Raw genomic sequence first — 21,532 nt, forward strand, 5'->3', positions numbered from 1 at the left:
GATCACCCTCTTAGGCCGGGTAACTATCGTCGCCTTGGTGGGCCGTTACCCCACCAACTAGCTAATAGTACGCGGGCCGCTCTCTGTGCGAATCAAAAGATCCTTTCCTGCATGTCCTCTGACAACATGCAGCGTATCCGGTATTATCTCCTATTTCTAGGAGCTGTCCCCGTCACAGAGGTACGTCACCCACGCGTTACTCACCAGTCCGCCGCTCTAGGATTAGTGCAAGCACCAATCTTACCGCTCGACTTGCATGCTTAAGACGCGCCGCCAGCGTTCGTTCTGAGCCAGGATCAAACTCTCCATGATTATTTCAATAGCCCGAAGGCTAATGATTTCACATAAATTGTTCAAAACCAGCTGAATATTTGCTGAATTGATTTTCAATCGAAACTTAGATTCCGAAACAAGTTCGGAATGACACCTTGCGTGTCTGTTTCGCGGGTTGTGTTTTTATGGTAAAAACACTAAAAAATTATTTAGTCAGTTATTTCCTTCCCTGATCTGTCAAAGAGCAGCGCCGCTGTGTTGCGACGGTGAAAATGAATATACTTCTTTCTAAACTTTTCGTCAATAGCTGACACGTGATTTTTATGCTTTTTTTGATTTTTTTTAAACTTTTTTATATAATGCCCTCATGAATTACATATATGGAAATAAAGATGAAGAAAATAAATTGCTGGACCGCTTTTGCCGCTATGTAAAAATCTGGTCGGAAAGTGACGGAAAGGCTGCAGATGAAGGTGTATTTCCTTCAACTGAGCGTCAGTGGGACCTTGCTAAGGTACTGGTAAAGGAACTACGCAACCTTGGAACCCGCAACGTTTATCTTACAGACTACTGCTATGTTGTTGCCAAGATTGATTCTAACATTGTTGATCCGGAGGAACGGAAAAAGTACCCTACAATCCTCCTCATGGCTCACATGGACACAGTAGACGAAGTTACCGGCGAAAACGTAAAGCCCGTTATTTCAATTCTCTCAGATGCTGAATCTCCAACAGGCCAGGCTGATACTATCGTAAAATCTGACGGAACTACCCTGCTTGGGGCAGATGACAAGGCCGGCGTTTCTGCAATTATGGCAGCTGTTGAATATCTTATGAATCATTATGAAGATGAAAATCTTAAGCACGGACCTATTGAAGTAATGTTCAGCCCGGATGAAGAAACAGGCCACGGCATGGATAAAGTTCCACTGAATATTCTTAAAGCTGATTTTGCAGTGACAGCAGACGGCGGCGACGAAGGAGAACTTGAAGCGGAATGCTTTAATGCCTGGGCCTGCACCATTAAGTTTACCGGAAAGGCCTGTCACACCGGCAGCGCAAAAGCCGGCGGAATGGTAAATGCAGTTACACTTGCAGGCGCTTTTGCCGCAGGATTACCACGCGACATGGCTCCTGAAACTACAGAAAATTACGAAGGCTTTATTGCTCCTATGGAAATCACCGGAAGCATAGAATCTGCTTCAGTTGATATGCTGCTCCGCTCCTTCAATATAGAAGAAATTGAAAAAGACAAAGAAATCATAAAAAACACCGCAGACCGCATCACCGGAAAATTTGGCGGCTCTTACGAACTCAGTTTTAAGCAGCAATATCTTAATATGAAAGAAAAGCTGGACCAGCATCCGGAAATCATGCAGAGACTGGAACAAGCCTATAAAGACAGCGGCGTTAGGGTTCGCAAGCAGCCTATCCGTGGCGGCACAGACGGGTCACGCCTCACAGAACTTGGAATCCCAACTCCAAATATCTTTTCCGGAGCCCATGACTTTCATTCACGAAATGAATGGCTTTCTCTAAACCAGTGTGCAAAAGCTGCCGATGTATTAATTAACTTACTAACTCAAAAGGTGAAATAATGCACGAATATGTAATTGAGGGTGGATATCCTATTCAGGGGACAGTTACAGCAAGCGGAAACAAAAACGCAGCCTTGCCTTGTATTGCGGCAACTCTTATGACAGACGAGCCGGTTATTCTTCACAATATTCCTGAGATTCAGGACACAAACGTAATGCTTGAAATCCTGAAATCTCTTGGCGCAAAGGTTGAAAAAATCAGCAAACATAACTGGAAAATCCAGTGTGATCAAATAAAAACTACAGAGCTTCCAAGCGACCTTACTAAAAAGGTTCGCGGTTCCATCGTTTTTGCGGGGCCACTTCTTGCAAGCAAGGGCAAATGTCAGATGACTCCTCCAGGTGGTGACGTCATCGGTCGCCGCCGTGTAGATACTCACTTCCTTGCCCTTAAAGCTATGGGCGCAAATATCCATGTAAACGGTCGTTTTGAATTTTCTGCAACCAAGCTTGTCGGTGCTGATATCTTTCTTGATGAAGCTTCCGTAACAGCAACTGAGAATGCCGTTATGGCGGCTGCCCTTTCTGAAGGCGAAACAATTCTTCAGAACTGTGCAAGCGAACCTCATGTTCAGGACATCTGTAAGATGCTGGTTGCAATGGGTGCTAAAATCACAGGAATTGGAAGTAATATTCTTCACATTACAGGTGTAAAAAAACTTCACGGCTGTGAGTTTACAATCGGACCTGATTATATTGAAATCGGCTCATACATCGGTATGGCAGCTGCAACAAAAGGAAAGATTACAATCAAGGGTGTACGTGCAGAAGAAATGCGTCCTCTTAAATATTCTTTTGCAAAGCTTGGAATCAGCTGGAGCATAAACGGCGACGAGTTAACTGTTCCTAACACTCAGGAGCTTAAGGTAAACGACGACCTTGGAAATGCAATTCCAAAAATTGACGATATGCCATGGCCTGGATTCCCTGCCGACCTTACATCAATAATGACCGTAACCGCAACTCAGGTTAACGGAACTGTTTTGATTTTTGAAAAGATGTTCGAAAGTCGAATGTTCTTTGTAGACAAGCTGATTTCTATGGGCGCAAAAATTACCCTCTGTGACCCTCACCGTGCAGTTGTATGCGGACCAAGCATGCTGCACGGAGACCATCTTGTTTCACCTGATATTCGTGCGGGTATGGCTATGGTTATTGCCGCAATGTGTGCTCACGGCGAAAGCAGAATCAGTAACGTATATCAGATTGAACGCGGTTACGAAGACCTTGTAGGACAATTGCAAAAACTTGGTGCTAAAATCAAAAAGGTTGAAATAGAATAGACAATTTCGGTGGTTGAGTGATGCGAAGCATCGTATCGAAACCACTGCAAAAGCAAAACGGTGCTTTCGATACACTCGCTTCGCGAGTACTCAAGCACCGTTTTTTTTACTTAATAATCAACTCTGCAAGCGCAACAAAACTTGGCAGGAAAAGCATGCACAAAACGCTGGTAAATGAGATTATGAGACTGGCGTAAGTTTCATCATGATTAAAGAGAACCGCAAAGCCCGGGATTGTTGTTGCCGCAGGACACATTGAACAAATCAAAACTACAAAGAGCAGAATACGGCAGTCCGGCACATTCGGGAAAAGCTTCCATACAACAAAGAGAATTCCAATATTTACGACAGCACAAATTACATGGCGGAAAAGACTCACCTTTGCAATTTTAAGGGCATAGAGTTTTCCGTCTGCGGGCTTAAAGTTTGCAAGAAGAATACCAATCAGAAGCATACTTACGGCAGTGTTAAGGTCGCCAATCATTGTGACAGGACGGGCAATAAATTCCGGCAGAGTCCATGGGCTGCAGAAAATTGCAATACCGATTATAACCGCTATGATATTCGGGTTTGTAATGATTTTTTTAAGGTTGATGGAACCGCTCATAATGTAGTAGCCGTAGGTCCAGATTGTAACATTGAAAACTACAAGATAGCCCATCAGATAGAAAACACCTTCATCTCCAAAAACACCGCGAATCAGCGGAATGCCGATAAAGCCGCAGTTTGTAAAGCAGACTGCAAGACGGTCTACCTGCTCCTTACTAGAAAAGAAACCGATTAAAATCATTACTGCATGAATGACAATTGCAACCACAAAAACAAAGCCAAGCTGGGCAAGTTTGTCAGCATTAAACTCCAGATTAAAGGACTTAACAACCATGAAGGGATTAATCAAATACAAAAGAAGCTTACTGACAAACTTCTGCTGAGATTCTTCTACCTTAAAGATTTTTGCAAAAAGAAAACCGGCCAGCGCAATCAGAAACATTGTGATCAGCTGTTTCATTACTAAAATATACATATTACTTTCCTAATGCTGCAAAGAGTGCTGTAAACAAACCAAGACTGCCCGCCATCATAATAAGGCCGGCAAGTAAAACTCCAAGCGTAACCGCAATTACAGTATCACGGAATTTTAATTCAAGAAGACTAGCTGCCAGAGTTCCTGTCCAGGCGCCTGTTCCCGGCAAAGGAATTCCAACAAAGAGCAGAAGAGCAATAAAGATTCCCCTGCCGGCTTTAGCCTGCATTTTTTCACCAGCGGCTCTGCCCCTTACAAGACAGAAGGAGAAGATTTTACCGATGATTTTTTTATCCTGGCCCCATTCAAGAACCTTACGCGCAAAGAGATAAATAAATGGAACCGGAAGCATATTAGCAATGATACATACAATAAATGAAGGAATAACTGGCAGCTGCATGGCCTGCGAAACCGGGATTGCACCGCGAAGCTCAATAAGCGGTACCATGGAAATAAAAAAAATCCAGAAATATTTTTTTAACATAGTTAAAGTATAATAAAATCCACCCGTCTTGAAAATATCCATTTTTTCCTATATTATAAAAATCACTTGCCGGGATGGCGGAACTGGTAGACGCCCAGGACTTAAAATCCTGTGCTGAGCAATCAGCGTGCCGGTTCGACCCCGGTTCCCGGCAACAGGCCTCCTGAGTTTTCGGGAGGCCTCTTTTTTTACGGTGGTTGAGTAGGCACAGAGTGCCGTATCGAAACCACCGCAGATTTCGGCTCATATGGTGGTTTCGATACGTTGCTTTGCAACACTCAACCACCGGGTTTTCAGGAGTGAATATGACACCACACGTTTATCCGCGCCACTGCGCATTCAAATCAGTTGAAGATATTAAAGATAAAAAAGTTACCATAATGGGACTTGGTCTTAATGGCGGCGGAGAAGCGGCTGTTAGATTTTTCCTGAACAAGGGCGCTTATGTTACCGTAACTGATATGAAGACAAAAGAGCAGCTGTCCGCAACTGTGGAAAAACTCAACTCCGACACCAGCCTCGACCATAGCCGCCTCACCTACCGTTTGGGCGAACACAGAATAGAAGATTTTGAAAGTGCAGACTGTGTAATCAAAAATCCGGGCGTAAAGTTCGAAGGTAACAAATATCTGGCTGCAGCCCGCGCCATAGAAAGCGACCTCAGCATTTTCCTGCGTTTTACAAACTGCCCGATAATTGCCGTAACCGGCAGCAAGGGAAAATCTTCTACGGTAAGTGCCATTTACTACGGTTTGTCTCAGGCAGGCTACACAACCTTCCTGGGCGGCAACATCACCGTGAGCCCACTCACCTTCTTTGACCAGGTAAACGGTGACACACCTGTTGTAATAGAATTTTCTTCCTGGCAGCTTGCAGACCTTCGTGGCCGTGGTGTCCTCCGTCCTCACATTTCTCTTATTACAAAAATTGTACCAGACCATCAGAACTGGTACGGCAACATGGAATCTTATGTTGCAGACAAGCGTCTGATTTACGCAGACCAGACCAAGGGCGACTATTCTATTTTTGATTCTGATGACTGGGGAGACTCTTTTGCTGCTGAGTCAAAGGCAACAGTTTTGCGATATGGAAGTAAAGCCGGCTGGAAGCTTGATCTTGGAGAGCTTTTAGTTCCGGGCGAGCATATGAAAATAAATGCCCAGAACGCAGCCCTCGTAATGCATCTGATGGGAGTACCTGATAACCGTATTAAAGAGATTTTGCAGAAGTGGCCGGGAATTGACCACCGCCTTCAGTATTTCCACAGCTGGAAAAATACAGCCGGCACCACAATTAAGTTCTACAATGATTCCTGTGCAACTGTTCCAGAAGCCGCCGCAGCCGCAAGCCAGGCCTTTGGAAAGCCTGTGATTCTTATGACAGGTGGTACAGAAAAAGGACTCGAACTCACTCCACTTATTAAAACCCTGACAGAGCCAGAAGCAGCAGGTGTCAAATATCCTGTAAAAGACATTTACCTGCTAGCAGGAAGCGCAACAGATAAACTGGTGGCAGAACTGGACAAGGCAGGTGTAAAATATCACGGACCTTTTGACGGGCTGGACGCTCTGCTGCAAGAGTTCAAAAGTGGTTTCGATACACCGCTTCGCGGCACTCAACCACCGGAGAAAGAAGAAGTTTTTGTCTTCTCCCCTGGCGCTACAAGCTTTGGTATGTTTAGTAACGAATTTGACCGCGGCAACAAGTACATGGCCGCAGTAAAAAAGATATTCGAATAAAAAAAAACGGTGGTTTCGATAAACCCGCCTTTGCGGGCACTCAACCACCGTTTGACATCTTCAGGATTGCGACGAAGCAATCCATTTATTAAACCTTAAACAGATCTACCTGAGAACCAATTCGGCTGATGGCATCCTTTACCTGATCAGAAATCTCATTGAGGGTAACGCCGGTTTCATTAATCTTGCGTGCACCCACTGCCATTTCCTCCATACTGGTGTTCATCATTCCGGTTGATTCAGAAAGACTTGTCATATCTCGTACAATCTGAGCATTTCTATCATTCATCTCTTTTGAAGAGTTTCTAACTTCACTTGTAGAAGAGTTCAAATGACGGAGGGCTTCCATAATCTGCTTAGAACCTTCATTCTGTTCTTCCATGGCAGCCTGAATCTGAATTACAAGTTCATCAGTTTCTTTAATACGACTAGATACCTCTGTAAGAGCAGTACTTGCCTCATTAGAAGAACCTACTACATCAGTAATAGAAGCCATAATCTTTCCAAGCTGCTCACCAATCTTCTTTGACTGTTCAGAAGAAGTTTCTGAAAGCTTACGGATTTCATCAGCAACTACAGCAAAGCCCTTTCCGGCTTCTCCGGCATGTGCCGCCTCAATTGCCGCATTCATAGCGAGCAGGTTTGTCTGTTCTGCAATATCAGAAATGGCGGTATTTGCTTCCTGCAGCATTTCCGACTGGCCCTCAATCTGACGAACCTTTTCATTAACATCTTCCTGCTTTGAGAATCCGATTTCTGCATTATCCTCAAGAGCCTTAAAGGAAGCCGACATTTTTTCTACAGATTTATTTACAGAATTAATGTTTCCAATCATCTCTTCTACAGCAGCAGAAGCCTGAGTTACGCTTGATGACTGATCTTCAATCAAAGAATCGAGGTCTGTAATTGCGCTGGAAATATGCTGAACGGAATTATTTGTCTCTTCAACACTTCGTCCCTGATTATTAATCTGAGTATGAATAGAGTCGATATTTGCAATGATTTCTGTAATTGAACTTGCAGTATCCTGTGTTCCTGCTTCAAGGTTATCACCGCTAACACCAAGGTCTGCCTTTGACTCTTTAAGAGTTTTTACAATCTCCTGCAGCTTATCCATAAAATTATCAAAGTTGATTATGAGAGCACCAATTTCATCGCGGACATAAAGATTACAACGCTTGGTCAAATCTGCCTCACCGCTTGAAAGATCTTTAAGGAAGACAGTAACGTTATTAATACGCTTCATAATCCAGCGGACAAAGAAATAACCGATTGTTGAAAGAATAAGGAAAAGTATTACAGAAACCGGAACTATCATAGAAATTGTCTGATTTCGAACCTTATCAATTACCTTCATAGCCTTTGCAACAAAAACCATACCGGCAACTGTGCCATCATCATTTTTGAGCGGTGTATAAACTGTATAATACTCAATTCCGGCAATTGTATTCTTTCCTACATATTCTTCACCATCATAAAGAACCTGCTGAACAATTGCTTCATTATCAAGCTCAGTATTTAGCAAATGAACGCCAAGCGTTGTCGCTGCACGAACTTTTCCATCAAATACGGTACATTCAACAGTATGATAATCATGAACGATACTTACATAACCATCTGACCCCATTGTTGCGATATCATAAGCAATAATAAGACAACCCAAAGTTTTTCCATTCTTAATAACCGGAGTAGCAAAAATCAGACCATAATTCATGGTTCCAAGTTTAGAATAGGCATATGTTTTACGACCATCGATTGCCTGTCTGACAATAGGCAAATTTGGATGCTCACCAGGATTAATTTCCCAGCCGGCATAAATCCTTCCTGTTGTATCGGTAATTGCAAGAAGGTCTACTCCACAAATCTGCCCCTTTTCTTTCAGATAAGCATTTGGATCATCTGTATAGGAACCGTCAAGATAACCTTTAATATGATCTGTAGAAGCCAGCATATCGCCATAACCACTAAGAGTATCAAGCCAGTCCTCGAGAATCCATTTTACACCACCTGTAGTATTTTCAAGTTCTTCGACACTCTGAGTATGCATACCCCGGTTAAAGACTGCAAATGCTACTGAACCAGAAACAAATACACCAATCATACTGGCGCCAACAATCATTGCAATAAGCTTTGTTTTTAGAGAAACATTTTTTTTCGGATTTGGATCAAACCGGTCCAGTGCTTTTGCCATAAATAAACTCCTAAATGTAATAAATAACACTAATTATATTATTTAATTATCGCATATTATGCCAGAAAAGCAATTATTTTCTGAAGTTCAAGGCAGAAACCACTGCCGCAATACCGGCACGACCTACGTTGGAACTCTTTCCTACACCCCAGACCTGTTCGCCGTTTTCTTTTGTAATCTGAACATAAGCCATAGCCTGAGTGTCTGAACCTGAGCCAACAGAGTGTTCATGGAAGCTTGTGATGTTAAAGGCCGGAGCCGGAGTCTGCTTCATGGCACTTACAAAGGCATCGAGAGGTCCGTTTCCGGATGCAGCAATTGCATAACGCTTTCCATCCCACTCTACAGTTGCCATTCCTGCTACCTGCTCAGGCAGATCTGTTCCGCGCTCGCCTTCCACGTGGCGTTCTGTAATATCAATAACGTTAAGAGGAGACTTTGTATAAAGCCAGCTTTCGGCAAAAATATCGTAAACCTCGGACGGGCTGAGTTCACGCTGAAGTTTGTCTGCCCGAGCCTTAATAACAGCACCAATAACCGGATGCATTGCTTTTGGAGCCGCAATTCCAAACATAGTTTCCAGAATATAAGCTGCCCCGCCCTTTCCGCTCTGGCTGTTAATTCTGATGATTCCGTTGTATTCGCGGCCTATATCGTGCGGGTCAATGGCAATATATGGAACATCCCACAAAAGCGAAGCTGATTTTTCTGAACGGGCATTCATAGCCTTGCGGATTGCATCCTGATGTGAGCCGCTGAAGGCTGTAAATACCAGTTCTCCGGCATAAGGAGATCGTGGATGTATTGGCATTGCTGTTAATCGGCTGAATTCTTCTGAAATTTCTTCAAGATTAGAAAAATCCAATTCTGGATCTATTCCCTGGGTGTACATATTCAGGGCAACAGTAACGATATCAAGGTTTCCGGTACGTTCACCATTTCCAAAAAGGCAGCCTTCTACACGCTCTGCACCGGCCAAAAGACCAAGCTCGCACTGGGCAATACTTTCGCCACGGTCATTATGATTATGAAGAGAAATTATACAGTTTTCGCGGCCCTTAAAGTTGCGGCAAAAATATTCTATCTGATCTGCAAACTGATTTGGAAGATTACATTCAACGGTTGCCGGAAGATTCAAAATTATTTTATTCTCTGGAGTTGCACCCCAGGCCTTCATAACTGCCTGACAGATTTCCATGGCATAGTCAGCTTCTGTCTGGGTAAAGTTTTCCGGAGAATATTCAAAGCGGTAATTTGCAGGCTTACGACCGGCTGCCTCTGCTTCTTTGCTTACAGCGGCTATATATTTTTTTACGCATTTTACTCCGCTTACGGCAAGCTCAATAAGTTCTTCCTTTGTTTTTCCAAAATTATACTTTCTCTGAGCCGGTGAAGTTGCATTGTAAATATGAAAAATTACATTCTCAGCACCATCAATTGCCTCAAAGGTACGGGCAATCAAAGGCTCGCGGGCCTGACACAAAACCTGAATCCATACATCTTCTGGAATCAGTTTTTCGTCTATAAGGCGGCGTACAAAGTCAAATTCTGTATCTGAAGCGGCGGGAAAACCGACTTCTATTTCCTTGAATCCAATTTTTACCAGAAGCTTAAAGAATTCAAGCTTCTGCTCTATTCCCATAGGATTTACAAGAGCCTGATTTCCATCGCGCAAATCAACAGAACACCATAAAGGTGCCTTAGTAATTGTGTTTGAGGGCCATTTTCTGTCTTTTAAGGGAACCGGCACAAAAGCCTTGTACTTTCCATTTGGATTCATATATCTCCAATTTACCGCATAAACATTATTGAATTCAACTGCTATTATATAGTAAAATTATACATCTTAATTACAGGAGAAAGATATGAAGAAAGTATTTAAGGCTTCATTGGCACTGCTCGCAGCAGCCCTCATTTTCAGCGGATGTACAAAATCAGACGCTAAAAAAGATTACATTCTTGCAACTGGTGGTACAAGCGGTACTTACTATCCGTTTGGCGGCGCAATTGCTAACATCTGGAACACAAAGATTGCTAATATGAACGTTACAGCTCAGGCAACTGGTGCTTCTGCAGAAAACCTCAGACTTATTAATAAAGGTGAGGCAGAGTTCGGAACTGTTCAGAACGACGTTATGGACTATGCTTATCACGGAACAGATATGTTTGCAGGCGAAAAGCTTTCAAACATCATGACAATCGGAACTATGTATCCTGAAGTTGTACAGATTGCCGTTTCAGAAAAGAGCGGAATTAAATCTGTAGCAGACTTCAAGGGAAAGCGCATTTCTGTAGGTGATGCAGGATCTGGAGTTGAATTCAACGCTAAACAGATTCTCGAAGGTTATGGCCTTACTTTTGACGACATCAAAAAGAGCAACCTTTCTTTCAAGGAATCTGCAGAAGGTATTCAGAATGGTACTCTGGACGGATGTTTCATTACAGCCGGTGTTCCAAACTCAGCTCTCCAGGAGCTTGCATTCACAGCTGGTCTTGTTTTGATTCCAATCGACAAGGATGCTGCTGATGTAATCTGCGACAAATACGGATTCTATACATATACAACAATCCCTGGTGGTACTTATAAGGGAACAGATACAGACACACCTGCTCTCGCAATTAAGGCTACTCTCGCTGTAAGCTCTAAGCTCGACGAAGAAACAGTTTATGAAATGACTAAGGCTTTGTTCGAAAACCTCGATGAACTTGCACGCGGACACGCAAAGGGTAAGGAAGTAACTGCTGCATCTGCAATCACAGGTGTTTCAGTACCATTCCACCCAGGTGCTAAAAAGTACTACAACGAAATCGGTTTGAGCGTAAACTAAAATCTTGAGGCGGGCGGTACTTTTATTACAAAAGGCCGGCCGCCATTATTATTTATGACTAAAAAGAAAACATTACTTGCTTTATTAATTACATCTTTTATTCTTCTTATTATTTTAATAGCCCTTTTTTCGCCTTTTATTACCGTGCTTTCTGTAAGCAGTAGAAAAATGCAGCCCCTTCGTTTTTATTCAATCGACGGTTATAAAAAAGGCTTTGTAATTTCTTATACACATTCTGTAAACAAGGGCCGTGTACACGATTTTTATAAACCTACTGATGACGATAAACTTGAATTATATAAAACATCATTTGTATCTTATGGGGCTGGTATACCGGAACCTGATGAAATACCAGGTGCTGTATTTGCAGTAAAAGACAAAAATTATGAAATAAGCGGAATCAACCGTGTTGTGCCTCGTCTCGTTATGGCAGTAGGCTTAATTGCTGAGCATTCAATTACCTTTGACGAGGCTGTAGAAGTTGGTCAGAAAGAATTCTTTCTTACAGATTTTTTTGAACCACAGACAAGTATCATTTTTGAATATAAAAAAGTTTCTTTGGTAAATTATTTATCAAACAGGATATAATAGATTGCTTCGGCTTCGCCTCGCAATGACGTACAGGTTCGCCTTGTAATGAAATGCAGGACTGCTTAGCAATGACAATATAAAAAAGGAGGCTCCTCATGGACAAAGACCCAACAGACGAAATGCTGGAATCTACTGAAATCAAGAACAGCGCTATTGACAACATTTTACCAACTTCCAACGAAGATGAAATGAAAAATCTCATGAAAGACCTGGACAGAGAACAGGCTTATCGTGAACATAAATGCTGGAGACAATACATAACAGTAATTATTTCTATTATTTTTGTTCTTTTCCAGTTATACGCAACACTTTCAGGAACAGTTACTGCTCAGATACTGCGTGCTACACACCTTGCTTTTGTTCAATTCCTGGCTTTCCTCCTCTTCCCTGCAACAAAAAAGATGCCCCGTAACACACTTCCTTTCTACGACGTTTTACTGGGCCTTGCCGGTGCCGGCTGCTGGATGTATATCGTAATCAACTTCCAGAATCTGGTTCGCCGCTCGGGAAATAATACCACACTCGATGTTGTAATAGGAATCATAGGAATTCTGATTCTTTTTGAAAGCTGCCGCCGTATTGTAGGCCTTCCTATCATGACTATTGCTTCAGTTTTTGTAATCTACGCCTTTGTCGGCAAATACCTGCCGGGCTTTTTACATCACAGAGGCTATTCACTTCAGCGCGTAGTATGCCACCTTTTCTACAACACAGAAGGAATTATGGGAACTCCAATAGGAGCCTGTTCAACCTTTATCTTCCTCTTTATTCTTTTCGGCGCCCTGCTTGAAAAAACAGGAATCGGACAGTTCTTTATTGATGTATGTAACGCAATTGCCGGTGGTGCAAGCGGAGGACCTGCCAAGGTTGCAGTTCTTTCTTCTGCACTGCTGGGAACAGTTTCCGGCTCATCAGTTTCAAACACAGTAGGCTCAGGAAGCTTCACAATTCCTATGATGAAAAAGCTTGGTTATAAGGCTGAGTTTGCTGGTGCCGTAGAAGCTTCTGCCTCAACCGGAGGACAGCTTATGCCTCCAATTATGGGTGCAGCAGCCTTCCTTATGGCAGAAAGCCTTGGCATGCCTTACATTACAATCGTGAAGGCAGCTGTAATTCCGGCTCTGCTTTATTTTACAGGAATCTTTATTACAGTTCACCTGGAAGCAAAAAAGCTTGGTCTTAAGGGACTTCCCCGCGAACAGCTGCCACGCTTCCTTCCTCTTTTCCTCAGCAAGGGTTATATGATTCTGCCTCTGATTGTAATTATTTACTTCCTTTGCGCAGGTAAAACAGCAGTATTTGCAGCCCTTATGGGAATCGTTTCCTGCCTTCTGATTGGAATTGCAGTTTCTATCGTAGACCTTGCAAAAGGCCGTAAGCCAACCTTTGGTTCACGAGACCTTATTGATGTAATGTGTGCCGCAGCCCGCAATATAATCAGTGTAGCAATTGCCTGTGGTATGGCCGGAATTATTATCGGTGTAGTAACCCTTACAGGACTTGGCCTTAAGCTTGGTGCAGGCCTTGTTTCACTGGCAGGCGGAAAACTCTTCCTTACCCTGGTATTTACAATGCTCGCTTCAATCATTCTTGGTATGGGTGCACCTACAACTGCAAACTATCTGATTACTTCTACAATTACCGCAGGTGCAATTATTCAGCTTGGCGTACAGCCTCTTGCTGCTCATATGTTTGCCTTCTACTTTGGTATTATTGCCGATGTAACACCTCCAGTTGCCCTTGCAGCCATTGCCGGCGCCGCCATAGCAAAAGCAAGGCCGATGAAAACAGCCTTTAATGCAACAAAGCTTGCGATCGGAGCCTTTATCATTCCATATATGTTTGTTTACAACTCGCAGATGCTTATGATTGATGCTTCCATTGGTCGTATTCTCTTTATTATCGCGACTGCCTTAATTGGTATGTTTGGTATAAGCGTTGCCCTGGAAGGTTATGGTTTTAATTTTACAGGTATTCTTCATGGAAGCAACAAGTCCAAAGGTCTTATAATTACATTCGATGTAATTGAAAGAGTTCTCTTTGCTACTGCAGGTCTTCTTTGTGTAATTCCGGAAACACGCAGCGACATCATTGGCCTGAGCATGATGGCAGTTCTGATTGCTTATCAGATTGTAGTAAAACGAATTTTATTGACGAAGAAACAATAATATTATTATTTTATATATAAGAGGTAAAAAGAATTATGAAAATTAAACCTTTAGCAGACCGTGTTCTTGTTAAGAACGACAAGGCAGAAACAAAGACAGCAAGCGGACTCATTATTCCAGAAGCTGCTCAGGAAAAAACTCAGACAGCAGTAGTTGTTGAAGTTGGACCTGGAACTGATGAAAACAAAATCACAGTAAAGAAAGGCGACAGAATTATGTACGACAAATATGCCGGAACTCAGGTAAAGATTGACGGTGAAGATCACCTCATTCTCCGCATGAGTGACATCATTGCTGTTATTGAATAGTCAGTCTTAATTTATCTTTTAAGATAGATGCCCTTGCGTTGTCAGGATACAAAGAAGATGCGTATTCTGCAGAACGGAGGGCATTTTTTATGTCTCCGTCGCCGGCATAAATACAGGCAATTCTGTAAAATATTTCGGAACGCTTTGCATTGCTGCTTTCGCGTCCTGCAGCTCTTCCATATAAATCTAAAGCCCTGGCCTTTTTTCCAAGAGACACATAAATATTACCAAGATTTAGGCAGACAGCGGTTGAAGCCCTTTGAGAAATAAAGCCTTCTTCACGTAATCCGGAACTTTCATATACACAGTATTCATGAAGCCTTAATGCTTCGTCTGCCAGCTTCTGGTCTGCAGCAAACCAGGCTCCAAACTCTACAAATGGGAGATTGTATACACGGGCTTTTTCAATAAACTGTTCCCAGAACTCTCTCTTAGCATCATAATCACTTATGCTTGTTACATAGCTGTAAAAGAGTTTCCAGGCATCTTCGTACTGCTTTGTATTCAAAAGGAAATTAAGGGCATACTGAACAAGGAGGCCCTTATATTCACCATCTTCGTCAAAACTGTTTTCCAGCATATTCCAGAGGTCGCGGTTTTTATCTTTTTCAGATATAGAAGTATCTGTTTTATATTTTAAATCCAGTTTTGCAATATGAAGATAAGGAGCATTTGTACGTCGCAAAGCTTCATCAATTCTGTAAAGTGCATCACTCATAGGAATTTTACGGCGGTTGTCATAACGTTCCATTTCCAGAGTTGAAATGCCGGCCTTACGCAAAGCTGCAATTTCTGCATCTTCTTCTCTTTCAAGATTTGAACGGTAGGCAAAGTCGGCATATAAAATTAAAGCAGGTACATTGTCCGGCCAGCGGTTTACAGCATAAAAAAGCAGGTCTGCATTCTGTTCATCAAGCCCCTGATTTTCTGCCCACTTAGCACTGTTTAGAACTATATTTGAAAGCAATTCTTCGTCGCTTTTACGAACCTTAAGCTCATCAAGATTTAAAACAATTCCACGGCGGGCATTTTCTGCCGCTTCCATTTCTGAAACTGCCATATAAGAATCTGACTCAAGAGCCGCAAGCTGAATGGCAGAAGTCTTAAAGCTTACAGTATTCTGATAACCAGTCATAAGATGACGGGAACTTTCAACAGCTTCAATTGAATCATAAAACTGACCTGCATCGTAGCATACAGTTGCCCAGAAAAAGGCATCATCTGCATCCAGAAAGGCTGCCGGATAAAGAGCTGCCGCAAGGTCATAATTACCATTTATGAGATTAAAGACCGCACAGTTTCTCAGCCATACAGGATTTTTAGAAGCTGCATAAGCATCCAGGAAAATCTGATAATAACTTTCGTCAGTATAAAAAGCAAAGGCATTTTCAGAAGCGGCTGCTTTTTCTGCAGAATCCCTCAAAATATATTCAGAATAAAATGAAGCATATTTGGTACCACGGAGTTTAGCGGCCCACTTACCTGCTTCGCTAAGACGATTGGCTCTTAGCAAGAACTGAGTGTAAATTGCCAGAAGTTCAACATTGCTGCTGTTTTTCTTTAATGCTTTTTTAATCAGCTTTTCAGCCCGCTCAGACTCGCCAAGAGTTATATATCTTTTATAAATTCCAATATAAGACCAGGAATCATAAGCACGCTTTTCGACCTTCTTAAGTTCCTTTAAGGCCGACTGCATCTGATTTTGCATTACGAGGGCATCAATTACATCAAACTGGCTTGTTAACGAGTTTTGTTCTGCCCTCAAGCGGCAGGCTGAAAAGCAGAACAAAATCAAAGAAAATAAAAGGAATGTCGCAAAAAAACTTTTAAGCTCTCTTAGCTTCATCTTTTCCTATTTTATCAAGCACGGCATTAATAAACTTATAGGAATCATCGGTATCAAAGTCTTTAGCTATATTAACTGCCTCGTCAATAACAACCTTTGCATCAGCACCGTTCTGGAACAAAAGCTCATAAACGCTGGTACGCAAAATTGCAAGTGCAACACGGCTAATACGCTCCATACTCCAGGAAGCAGAAAGATGATTTTCAATAAGTTTATCTATTTCATCAATATGACTGATTGTTCCTGCAATTATCAGACTTGCAAAAGTGCGCTCTTCTTTTGAAGTTTCAGAAAGAGCAAACAACTGCTCATTCTGTTCATTCTGCGCTGCCACCTGATCGGCACTTCCTACTTCAGTATCTTTCTGAAGCCATTCAAAAGTCAGAAGATCATCTAAAGAAGCCTTTGTTACATCCCATGAATACAGGGCCTGAAAAGCAATTACTCTACCATTTCTTCTGGACACTTAGTTCCCCCAATCCAGCAGCTTATTCAAGGCATCACCAGTTTTCTTCATATCTACATTTTCTGCTGTATGAAGCTCTTTTGCAAGTGTAGAAGCTGCGTTATTCATGTAAATCTGCTGTTTCTGCTGAGTAAGATTTGCACGAATATAATCATATACTGTTACAGTTGTTTCAGGCTGAACCAGATCACCAATTCCCAGCATTTTTGCATCATATTTCTTAAGAACACTTATGAATCTGAAATCTTCTGCTGTTTCTGAAAGATCAGAAGTAAAGCCTTCGCCCTGAGTAAATACATATATAAAGTTCTGGAGAGACATACCGATACCAGTTGCAGCTGCTTCGTTCTTTGGCAGAACCATCTGTCCTGCCTGATAACCTGAATTTTCAGCCTGAGACTGAACAACTACCTGCTCTGCAGTAAGCTTTTTATCATTATATTTATTCAAAATGTCATTACACTTTAATCTTGCAGCATCTGCATCAGATCCCTTCTTTACAATTACAAGAAGAATCTTAACCATGTCGTTCCATACAAATGAAGATTTATTGCTTTCATAAGCCATTCTGATTTCTTCATCTGTTGCAGCAACCTTCTGAATTTCTGCCTGATTTTTCTGAATTACATACTGCTGCATCAAAAGTACATTTTTAAGGTGCTTTTTATAATCAGCTCTGTTCATTCCTGTCTGTTCGAGAAGAACTTCATCAAGTGATTTACCCTGCTGTTTTTTAAGAAGTTCATCCAGTTCTTTTTCTGTTACATTTACACCGAGAGACTGGCTCATAGACTGAGTAAAGTACTGATCTACAGAAGAATCTGGTACGCTAAGTCCTGCTTTTACTGCAGACTGAACCATAAGGTTTTCTTCAATCATTGTATCGAGAACCTGTTTTCTTTCTTCTACTGTGAGAGAACGACCTATCTGTTTTTCATAGGCACTACAGCGGATTTTAAGCTGCTTAAGAGTGATAGATTCATTCTTATTAAGTTTTACGATTGCAAGAGGCTGTAAATCTGCCTGCGCAAAAACTGCAAATGTCGTAAACATTAAGATTGAAAGAACTGCAAAAATCTTTTTCATTTTATAATCCTTTATTATTTAGTTTCAGTTTTGTCCATATATGTTAACCAAGAAGATAGTACTTGGTTACATGTGGTTTCGATACGACCTTCGGTCTACTCAACCACCGGCTGCAAGGTGACGGTGGTTGAGTGCGCCGTAAGGCGTATATCGAAACCACCGGTTATCGGAAGGTCCTATTTATCCAATGGAAGTCCACCAGAAATTACCGCACGGATACGGCGTACACCGGCTGAGCTTGACTGTTCCTTCTGAATCTTGAAGTCACCGATCTGTGCTGTGTGCTGAACGTGAGGTCCGCCACAAACTTCCTTACTGAACCAGTCGTTGTGAACGTCGCGGCCGATTGTGTAAACCTTAACGTCCTCACCATACTTGTTTGTAAAGAGAGCGCGGGCACCTTCTGCCTTAGCCTTATCAAGTGGCATAACTTCCATTGTAACAGGCAAGTCTTCCTTGATTTTTTCGTTTACGATGTCTTCAACCTTCTGAATTTCTTCCTTAGTCATAGGACGTTCGAAAGTGAAGTCAAAACGCATACGCTCGTTGTTGATATTTGAACCTTTCTGAGCAACCTGATCACCGAGAACGTTTACCAGAGCCTGCTGCAAAAGGTGTGTTGCAGTGTGATATTTTGTTGTGATTTCTGACTGTTCAGCAAGACCACCCTTAGCGGCACCTGCGTCTACTGTCTTTGAAGCTTCCTGATGCTTGCGTTCAGCTTCCTTAAAGCCTTCAACGTCTACTGTAAAGCCGTTTTCAGCACCAAGCTCCTGAGTAAGCTCAAGAGGGTATCCATATGTTTCGTAAAGATTATAAGCAACCTTACCGCTGATAATCTTTTTAGGATTCTTCATAAGATTTGGAAGAAGCTTCTGGAATTCAGCCTCACCCTTCTTGAGAGTCTGGCGGAACTTTGCTTCCTCTGCAGTAAGCTCCTTGTAAACCTTTTCGCGGTTAGCTTCGAGCTCTGGGTATGGTCCCTTGAAGTTTTCGATTACAGTTGCTGCAACCTCAGACATAAAGTCCTTTTCGATTCCAAGCTTCATTCCGTGGCGAACTGCACGACGGATAAGGCGGCGGAGAACGTAACCTGCACCTACGCGGTCAGGAGTAACACCTCTCTGGTCACCCAAAATGAATACAGAAGAACGTGTGTGGTCTGCAATAATGCGGACTGACTTATCTTTTTCTTCGTCTGTACCATATTTATAGCCCGAAAGCTGCTCAATTGTCTTAATGATTGGCTGGAAAACTTCTGTAAGGTAAACTGATGTTTTTCCCTGAAGGATACAGTTTGTACGTTCAAGTCCCATACCTGTATCAACGTTCTTCTTTTCCAGTGGAAGAAGAGTCTTTTCGTCAACGCGGTTGTACTGCATGAATACGTTATTCCAGATTTCCATCCAGTTAGCGCTGTCTGTGCCTTTGTTGCTGCCTACTGGTGGAAGCCCCTCGCCTACCCAGTAGAAAATTTCTGTATCAGGACCACAAGGACCTGTTGGACCTGCTGCCCACCAGTTATCGCTGGCTGGGAGGTAAGCAATCTTATCCTCTGGCATACCGTTTTCTTTCCAGTAGCCTGCAGCTTCTTCGTCGCGAGGAGCATTTTCGTCACCTGCAAATACAGTTACAGAAATCTTTTTAGGATCAAGGGCAAGCCAATCCTTGCTTGTAAGGAATTCATAAGAATATGCGATTGATTCTTTTTTGAAGTAATCGCCGAGAGACCAGTTTCCAAGCATTTCGAAACATGTAAGGTGAGATGGGTCACCAACTTCTTCAATATCGCCTGTACGGATACACTTCTGATAGTCTGTAAGACGGGTTCCGGCCGGGTGCTTTTCACCAAGAAGATAAGGAACGAGAGGGTGCATACCCGCCATTGTAAACAAAACAGACGGGTCGTTTTCAGGAATTAATGACTGACCCGAAATTTCAACATGATTTTTACTTTTAAAAAACTCAATATATTTTGAGCGGAGTTCATTTGCGTTCATAAACTTGTATTATAACGATTTTTCTATATTGTGTCATCACGTGTTAAAACATAGGATTTACCTTCAACGGCGAAACAGTCTGTAGAGGTTATTTTTACCGGAGTGAATGTGATGTTGTTATAATCTGTTACAACTCTTTCCACAGTTTTTCTTTTTACTGTTTCGGTGATTACTTTTGTTCCAAATTCCATTGAGTAAGCTTCGGCCAGAATAGAGTTTTCTGAATCTGAACGGAACTGTATTACATTAAAGCTTCCGATTTTATCAACAGAATAAACTCCGTTTTCAGTAAGGCCTCCGTTTAAGAGAGAATATGTAAAATCTCCAAAACTCAGGGCAAGGGCTGCATCCGCAGTTTTCCAGACATCTCCCTTTTTAAGTTCTTTTGAATAGAGGTTCTTATCGCCTGCCACAGAGGATTCTCCAAAAGTATTCTGCAAAGACATCTTTTTGTAATTGCCGTCCCACTGTGTATTTTCACTGATTATCAGGTTGATATCATCACGAAGGGTAATCTTGATTTCATCTGTATTTACAAGGGCAATATCAAAACGACGGTGAAGGTTCATAATATCAGCATTTACCGCAGTAAGATAAATACCGTTATGGCGCAGTTTACTGTCTTCCCATTCATAAACTTCCTGAGTATCTTTGTAAAGCTGAATAATTTCGTTTTCAGGATAATTAAAATACATATAACGGATGTTTCCATCTGTATTTGATGTTTTGTACCAGAGGCCGTCAAGGAAGGCGGCAAAGGTTTCTACTGTTCCATCCTGAATGCGGGAAAGTTCTGTTGCTGCAAGACGGCCAGCCGTTACATTAATTTCATGGGCAAGCTCATATTTCTGACTTGCCGGATTCCATTTATATTCCTGTTGAATCTGATTTTGAGCACTTGTTTCGCCTTCTTTCTGCACATCCGATTTATAAACCCAGACAGAAAAACTTTCTCCCTTTGACATTGCAAGAGCATAAGATTCTGAACGCTCTGTCTGCTGAATGAAAACTGTTCCGTCACATGAAAAGTCTCCGATATTACGAAGCTCGCTGCGGCCATGTTCTTCTACACACAGGTAAATTTCCATTACATAATTTCCGTCATCAGCAACACCCTGATAAACAAGGGCATTTTTATGTTCACCGGTTACATCCATTCCCATATAAGAGAAGGTTCTGGTACGGGTAAACTGAGTTTCTATAGGAGTAAGACGTTCATAAAGTCCCGATTCAGAATCTATGAGAGCTGCAACCACCCAAAGATTCTGAGAGTTGGCCTTACGAACAATAATTACTTCATCATCATAACCGTCGTTATTAATATCAATTGTAAGAGTTGAAATTAAAGTTTCACCTGAATAAAGAGGGACAAAGGTTTCGTATTTTTCTGACTCTATTGAAGAAGCAGTACTTTCGGTTTCTGAGCTGGCCGTTCCTGCAGATTTCGGCGTTACAATTCTTGCTCTGGTAGAAGATTTATCTTCCTTTACAAGTACTTTTTTTGAAATAAAGAATACGCCCGCAATTAAAGCGGCTGCAAGCACAAATAAAACCGGTACTGTTTTTGACTTCATATTTTATAAATATATTAGGAAATGTAGATTTTCTCAAGGGATAAAAAAAAGACCCCGGGGTTAGCCGAGGTCAG

General features: G+C 42.0%; 16 protein-coding genes, 1 tRNA gene and 1 rRNA gene. 8 read left to right on the plus strand and 10 right to left on the minus strand.

Going from position 1 to position 21,532, the window contains the following annotated elements; translation table 11 throughout:
• Positions 1–312: ribosomal RNA gene (locus G626_RS0111250) — 16S ribosomal RNA — on the minus strand; the annotation flags it as partial.
• A 328-nt stretch (positions 313–640) separates the two neighbouring features.
• Between G626_RS0111250 and pepT the strand changes: the two genes are divergently transcribed.
• Both pepT and murA read left to right on the plus strand, forming a co-directional pair.
• Positions 641–1,870 carry a tripeptide aminopeptidase PepT gene (gene pepT, locus G626_RS0111255; protein ID WP_022932888.1) on the plus strand — a complete coding sequence of 410 codons (1,230 nt, stop codon included), beginning with the start codon at positions 641–643 and terminating at the stop codon, positions 1,868–1,870.
• Positions 1,870–3,153: a UDP-N-acetylglucosamine 1-carboxyvinyltransferase gene (gene murA, locus G626_RS0111260; RefSeq protein ID WP_022932889.1), complete on the plus strand. Its 1,284-nt coding sequence runs from the start codon at positions 1,870–1,872 to the stop codon at positions 3,151–3,153. Before pepT ends, murA begins: the two co-directional genes overlap by 1 nt.
• Positions 3,154–3,259: 106 nt before the next feature.
• Here the strand turns inward: murA and G626_RS0111265 are convergent, their stop codons facing one another.
• A complete protein-coding gene (locus G626_RS0111265) occupies positions 3,260–4,162 on the minus strand; it encodes an AEC family transporter (protein WP_196800487.1) in 903 nt (300 codons plus the stop codon).
• Positions 4,163–4,178: 16 nt separating this feature from the next.
• Entirely contained in the window at positions 4,179–4,661 is a 483-nt protein-coding gene (locus G626_RS0111270) for a COG2426 family protein (protein WP_027727142.1), read from the minus strand.
• Between the two features lie 68 nt (positions 4,662–4,729).
• On the opposite strand from G626_RS0111270, the gene G626_RS0111275 reads away from it, so the two are divergent.
• Both G626_RS0111275 and murD read left to right on the plus strand, forming a co-directional pair.
• Positions 4,730–4,815, plus strand: a tRNA-Leu gene (locus tag G626_RS0111275).
• Positions 4,816–4,966: 151 nt separating this feature from the next.
• Positions 4,967–6,400, plus strand: coding sequence for a UDP-N-acetylmuramoyl-L-alanine--D-glutamate ligase (murD, locus tag G626_RS0111280; RefSeq protein ID WP_022932892.1), 1,434 nt, complete (start codon positions 4,967–4,969; stop codon positions 6,398–6,400).
• A gap of 88 nt (positions 6,401–6,488) precedes the next feature.
• On the opposite strand, the gene G626_RS17625 is transcribed toward murD, so the two are convergent.
• Positions 6,489–8,591 carry a methyl-accepting chemotaxis protein gene (locus G626_RS17625; protein ID WP_022932893.1) on the minus strand — a complete coding sequence of 701 codons (2,103 nt, stop codon included), beginning with the start codon at positions 8,589–8,591 and terminating at the stop codon, positions 6,489–6,491.
• Positions 8,592–8,664: 73 nt separating this feature from the next.
• Entirely contained in the window at positions 8,665–10,371 is a 1,707-nt protein-coding gene (leuA, locus tag G626_RS0111290; protein WP_022932894.1) for a 2-isopropylmalate synthase, read from the minus strand.
• A gap of 85 nt (positions 10,372–10,456) precedes the next feature.
• Between leuA and G626_RS0111295 the strand changes: the two genes are divergently transcribed.
• From G626_RS0111295 to G626_RS0111310, 4 genes are all read left to right on the plus strand, one after another.
• On the plus strand, positions 10,457–11,419 hold the full coding sequence (locus tag G626_RS0111295; RefSeq protein ID WP_022932895.1) for a TAXI family TRAP transporter solute-binding subunit: 963 nt from the start codon (positions 10,457–10,459) through the stop codon (positions 11,417–11,419).
• A gap of 54 nt (positions 11,420–11,473) precedes the next feature.
• Positions 11,474–12,007 (plus strand): DUF1850 domain-containing protein, encoded by a 534-nt coding sequence (locus tag G626_RS0111300; protein WP_022932896.1) that lies wholly within the window; start codon positions 11,474–11,476, stop codon positions 12,005–12,007.
• Positions 12,008–12,105: 98 nt separating this feature from the next.
• On the plus strand, positions 12,106–14,178 hold the full coding sequence (locus G626_RS0111305; RefSeq protein ID WP_022932897.1) for a TRAP transporter permease: 2,073 nt from the start codon (positions 12,106–12,108) through the stop codon (positions 14,176–14,178).
• Between the two features lie 35 nt (positions 14,179–14,213).
• Positions 14,214–14,486 carry a co-chaperone GroES gene (locus G626_RS0111310; protein WP_022932898.1) on the plus strand — a complete coding sequence of 91 codons (273 nt, stop codon included), beginning with the start codon at positions 14,214–14,216 and terminating at the stop codon, positions 14,484–14,486.
• Here G626_RS0111310 and G626_RS0111315 read toward each other — a convergent pair.
• The 5 genes from G626_RS0111315 to G626_RS0111335 form a co-directional block, all read right to left on the minus strand.
• The gene (locus G626_RS0111315; RefSeq protein ID WP_022932899.1) at positions 14,476–16,332 is read right to left on the minus strand and encodes a tetratricopeptide repeat protein; all 1,857 of its coding nucleotides are present in this window, start codon (positions 16,330–16,332) and stop codon (positions 14,476–14,478) included. The genes G626_RS0111310 and G626_RS0111315 overlap by 11 nt on opposite strands.
• A complete protein-coding gene (gene nusB, locus G626_RS0111320) occupies positions 16,313–16,798 on the minus strand; it encodes a transcription antitermination factor NusB (protein ID WP_022932900.1) in 486 nt (161 codons plus the stop codon). Before nusB ends, G626_RS0111315 begins: the two co-directional genes overlap by 20 nt.
• Positions 16,799–17,884 carry an MOSP complex formation periplasmic protein, TDE1658 family gene (locus G626_RS0111325; protein ID WP_022932901.1) on the minus strand — a complete coding sequence of 362 codons (1,086 nt, stop codon included), beginning with the start codon at positions 17,882–17,884 and terminating at the stop codon, positions 16,799–16,801.
• A 176-nt stretch (positions 17,885–18,060) separates the two neighbouring features.
• Positions 18,061–19,884, minus strand: a complete 1,824-nt coding sequence (locus tag G626_RS0111330; RefSeq protein ID WP_022932902.1) for an alanine--tRNA ligase — start codon at positions 19,882–19,884, stop codon at positions 18,061–18,063.
• A 23-nt stretch (positions 19,885–19,907) separates the two neighbouring features.
• A complete protein-coding gene (locus G626_RS0111335; RefSeq protein WP_022932903.1) occupies positions 19,908–21,458 on the minus strand; it encodes a pallilysin-related adhesin in 1,551 nt (516 codons plus the stop codon).
• Between the last annotated feature and the right edge of the window lie 74 nt (positions 21,459–21,532).

It is taken from the genome of Treponema bryantii NK4A124 (genome assembly GCF_000421345.1).
In the GTDB taxonomy this organism is placed as follows: Bacteria; Spirochaetota; Spirochaetia; order Treponematales; family Treponemataceae; genus Treponema_D; species Treponema_D bryantii_B.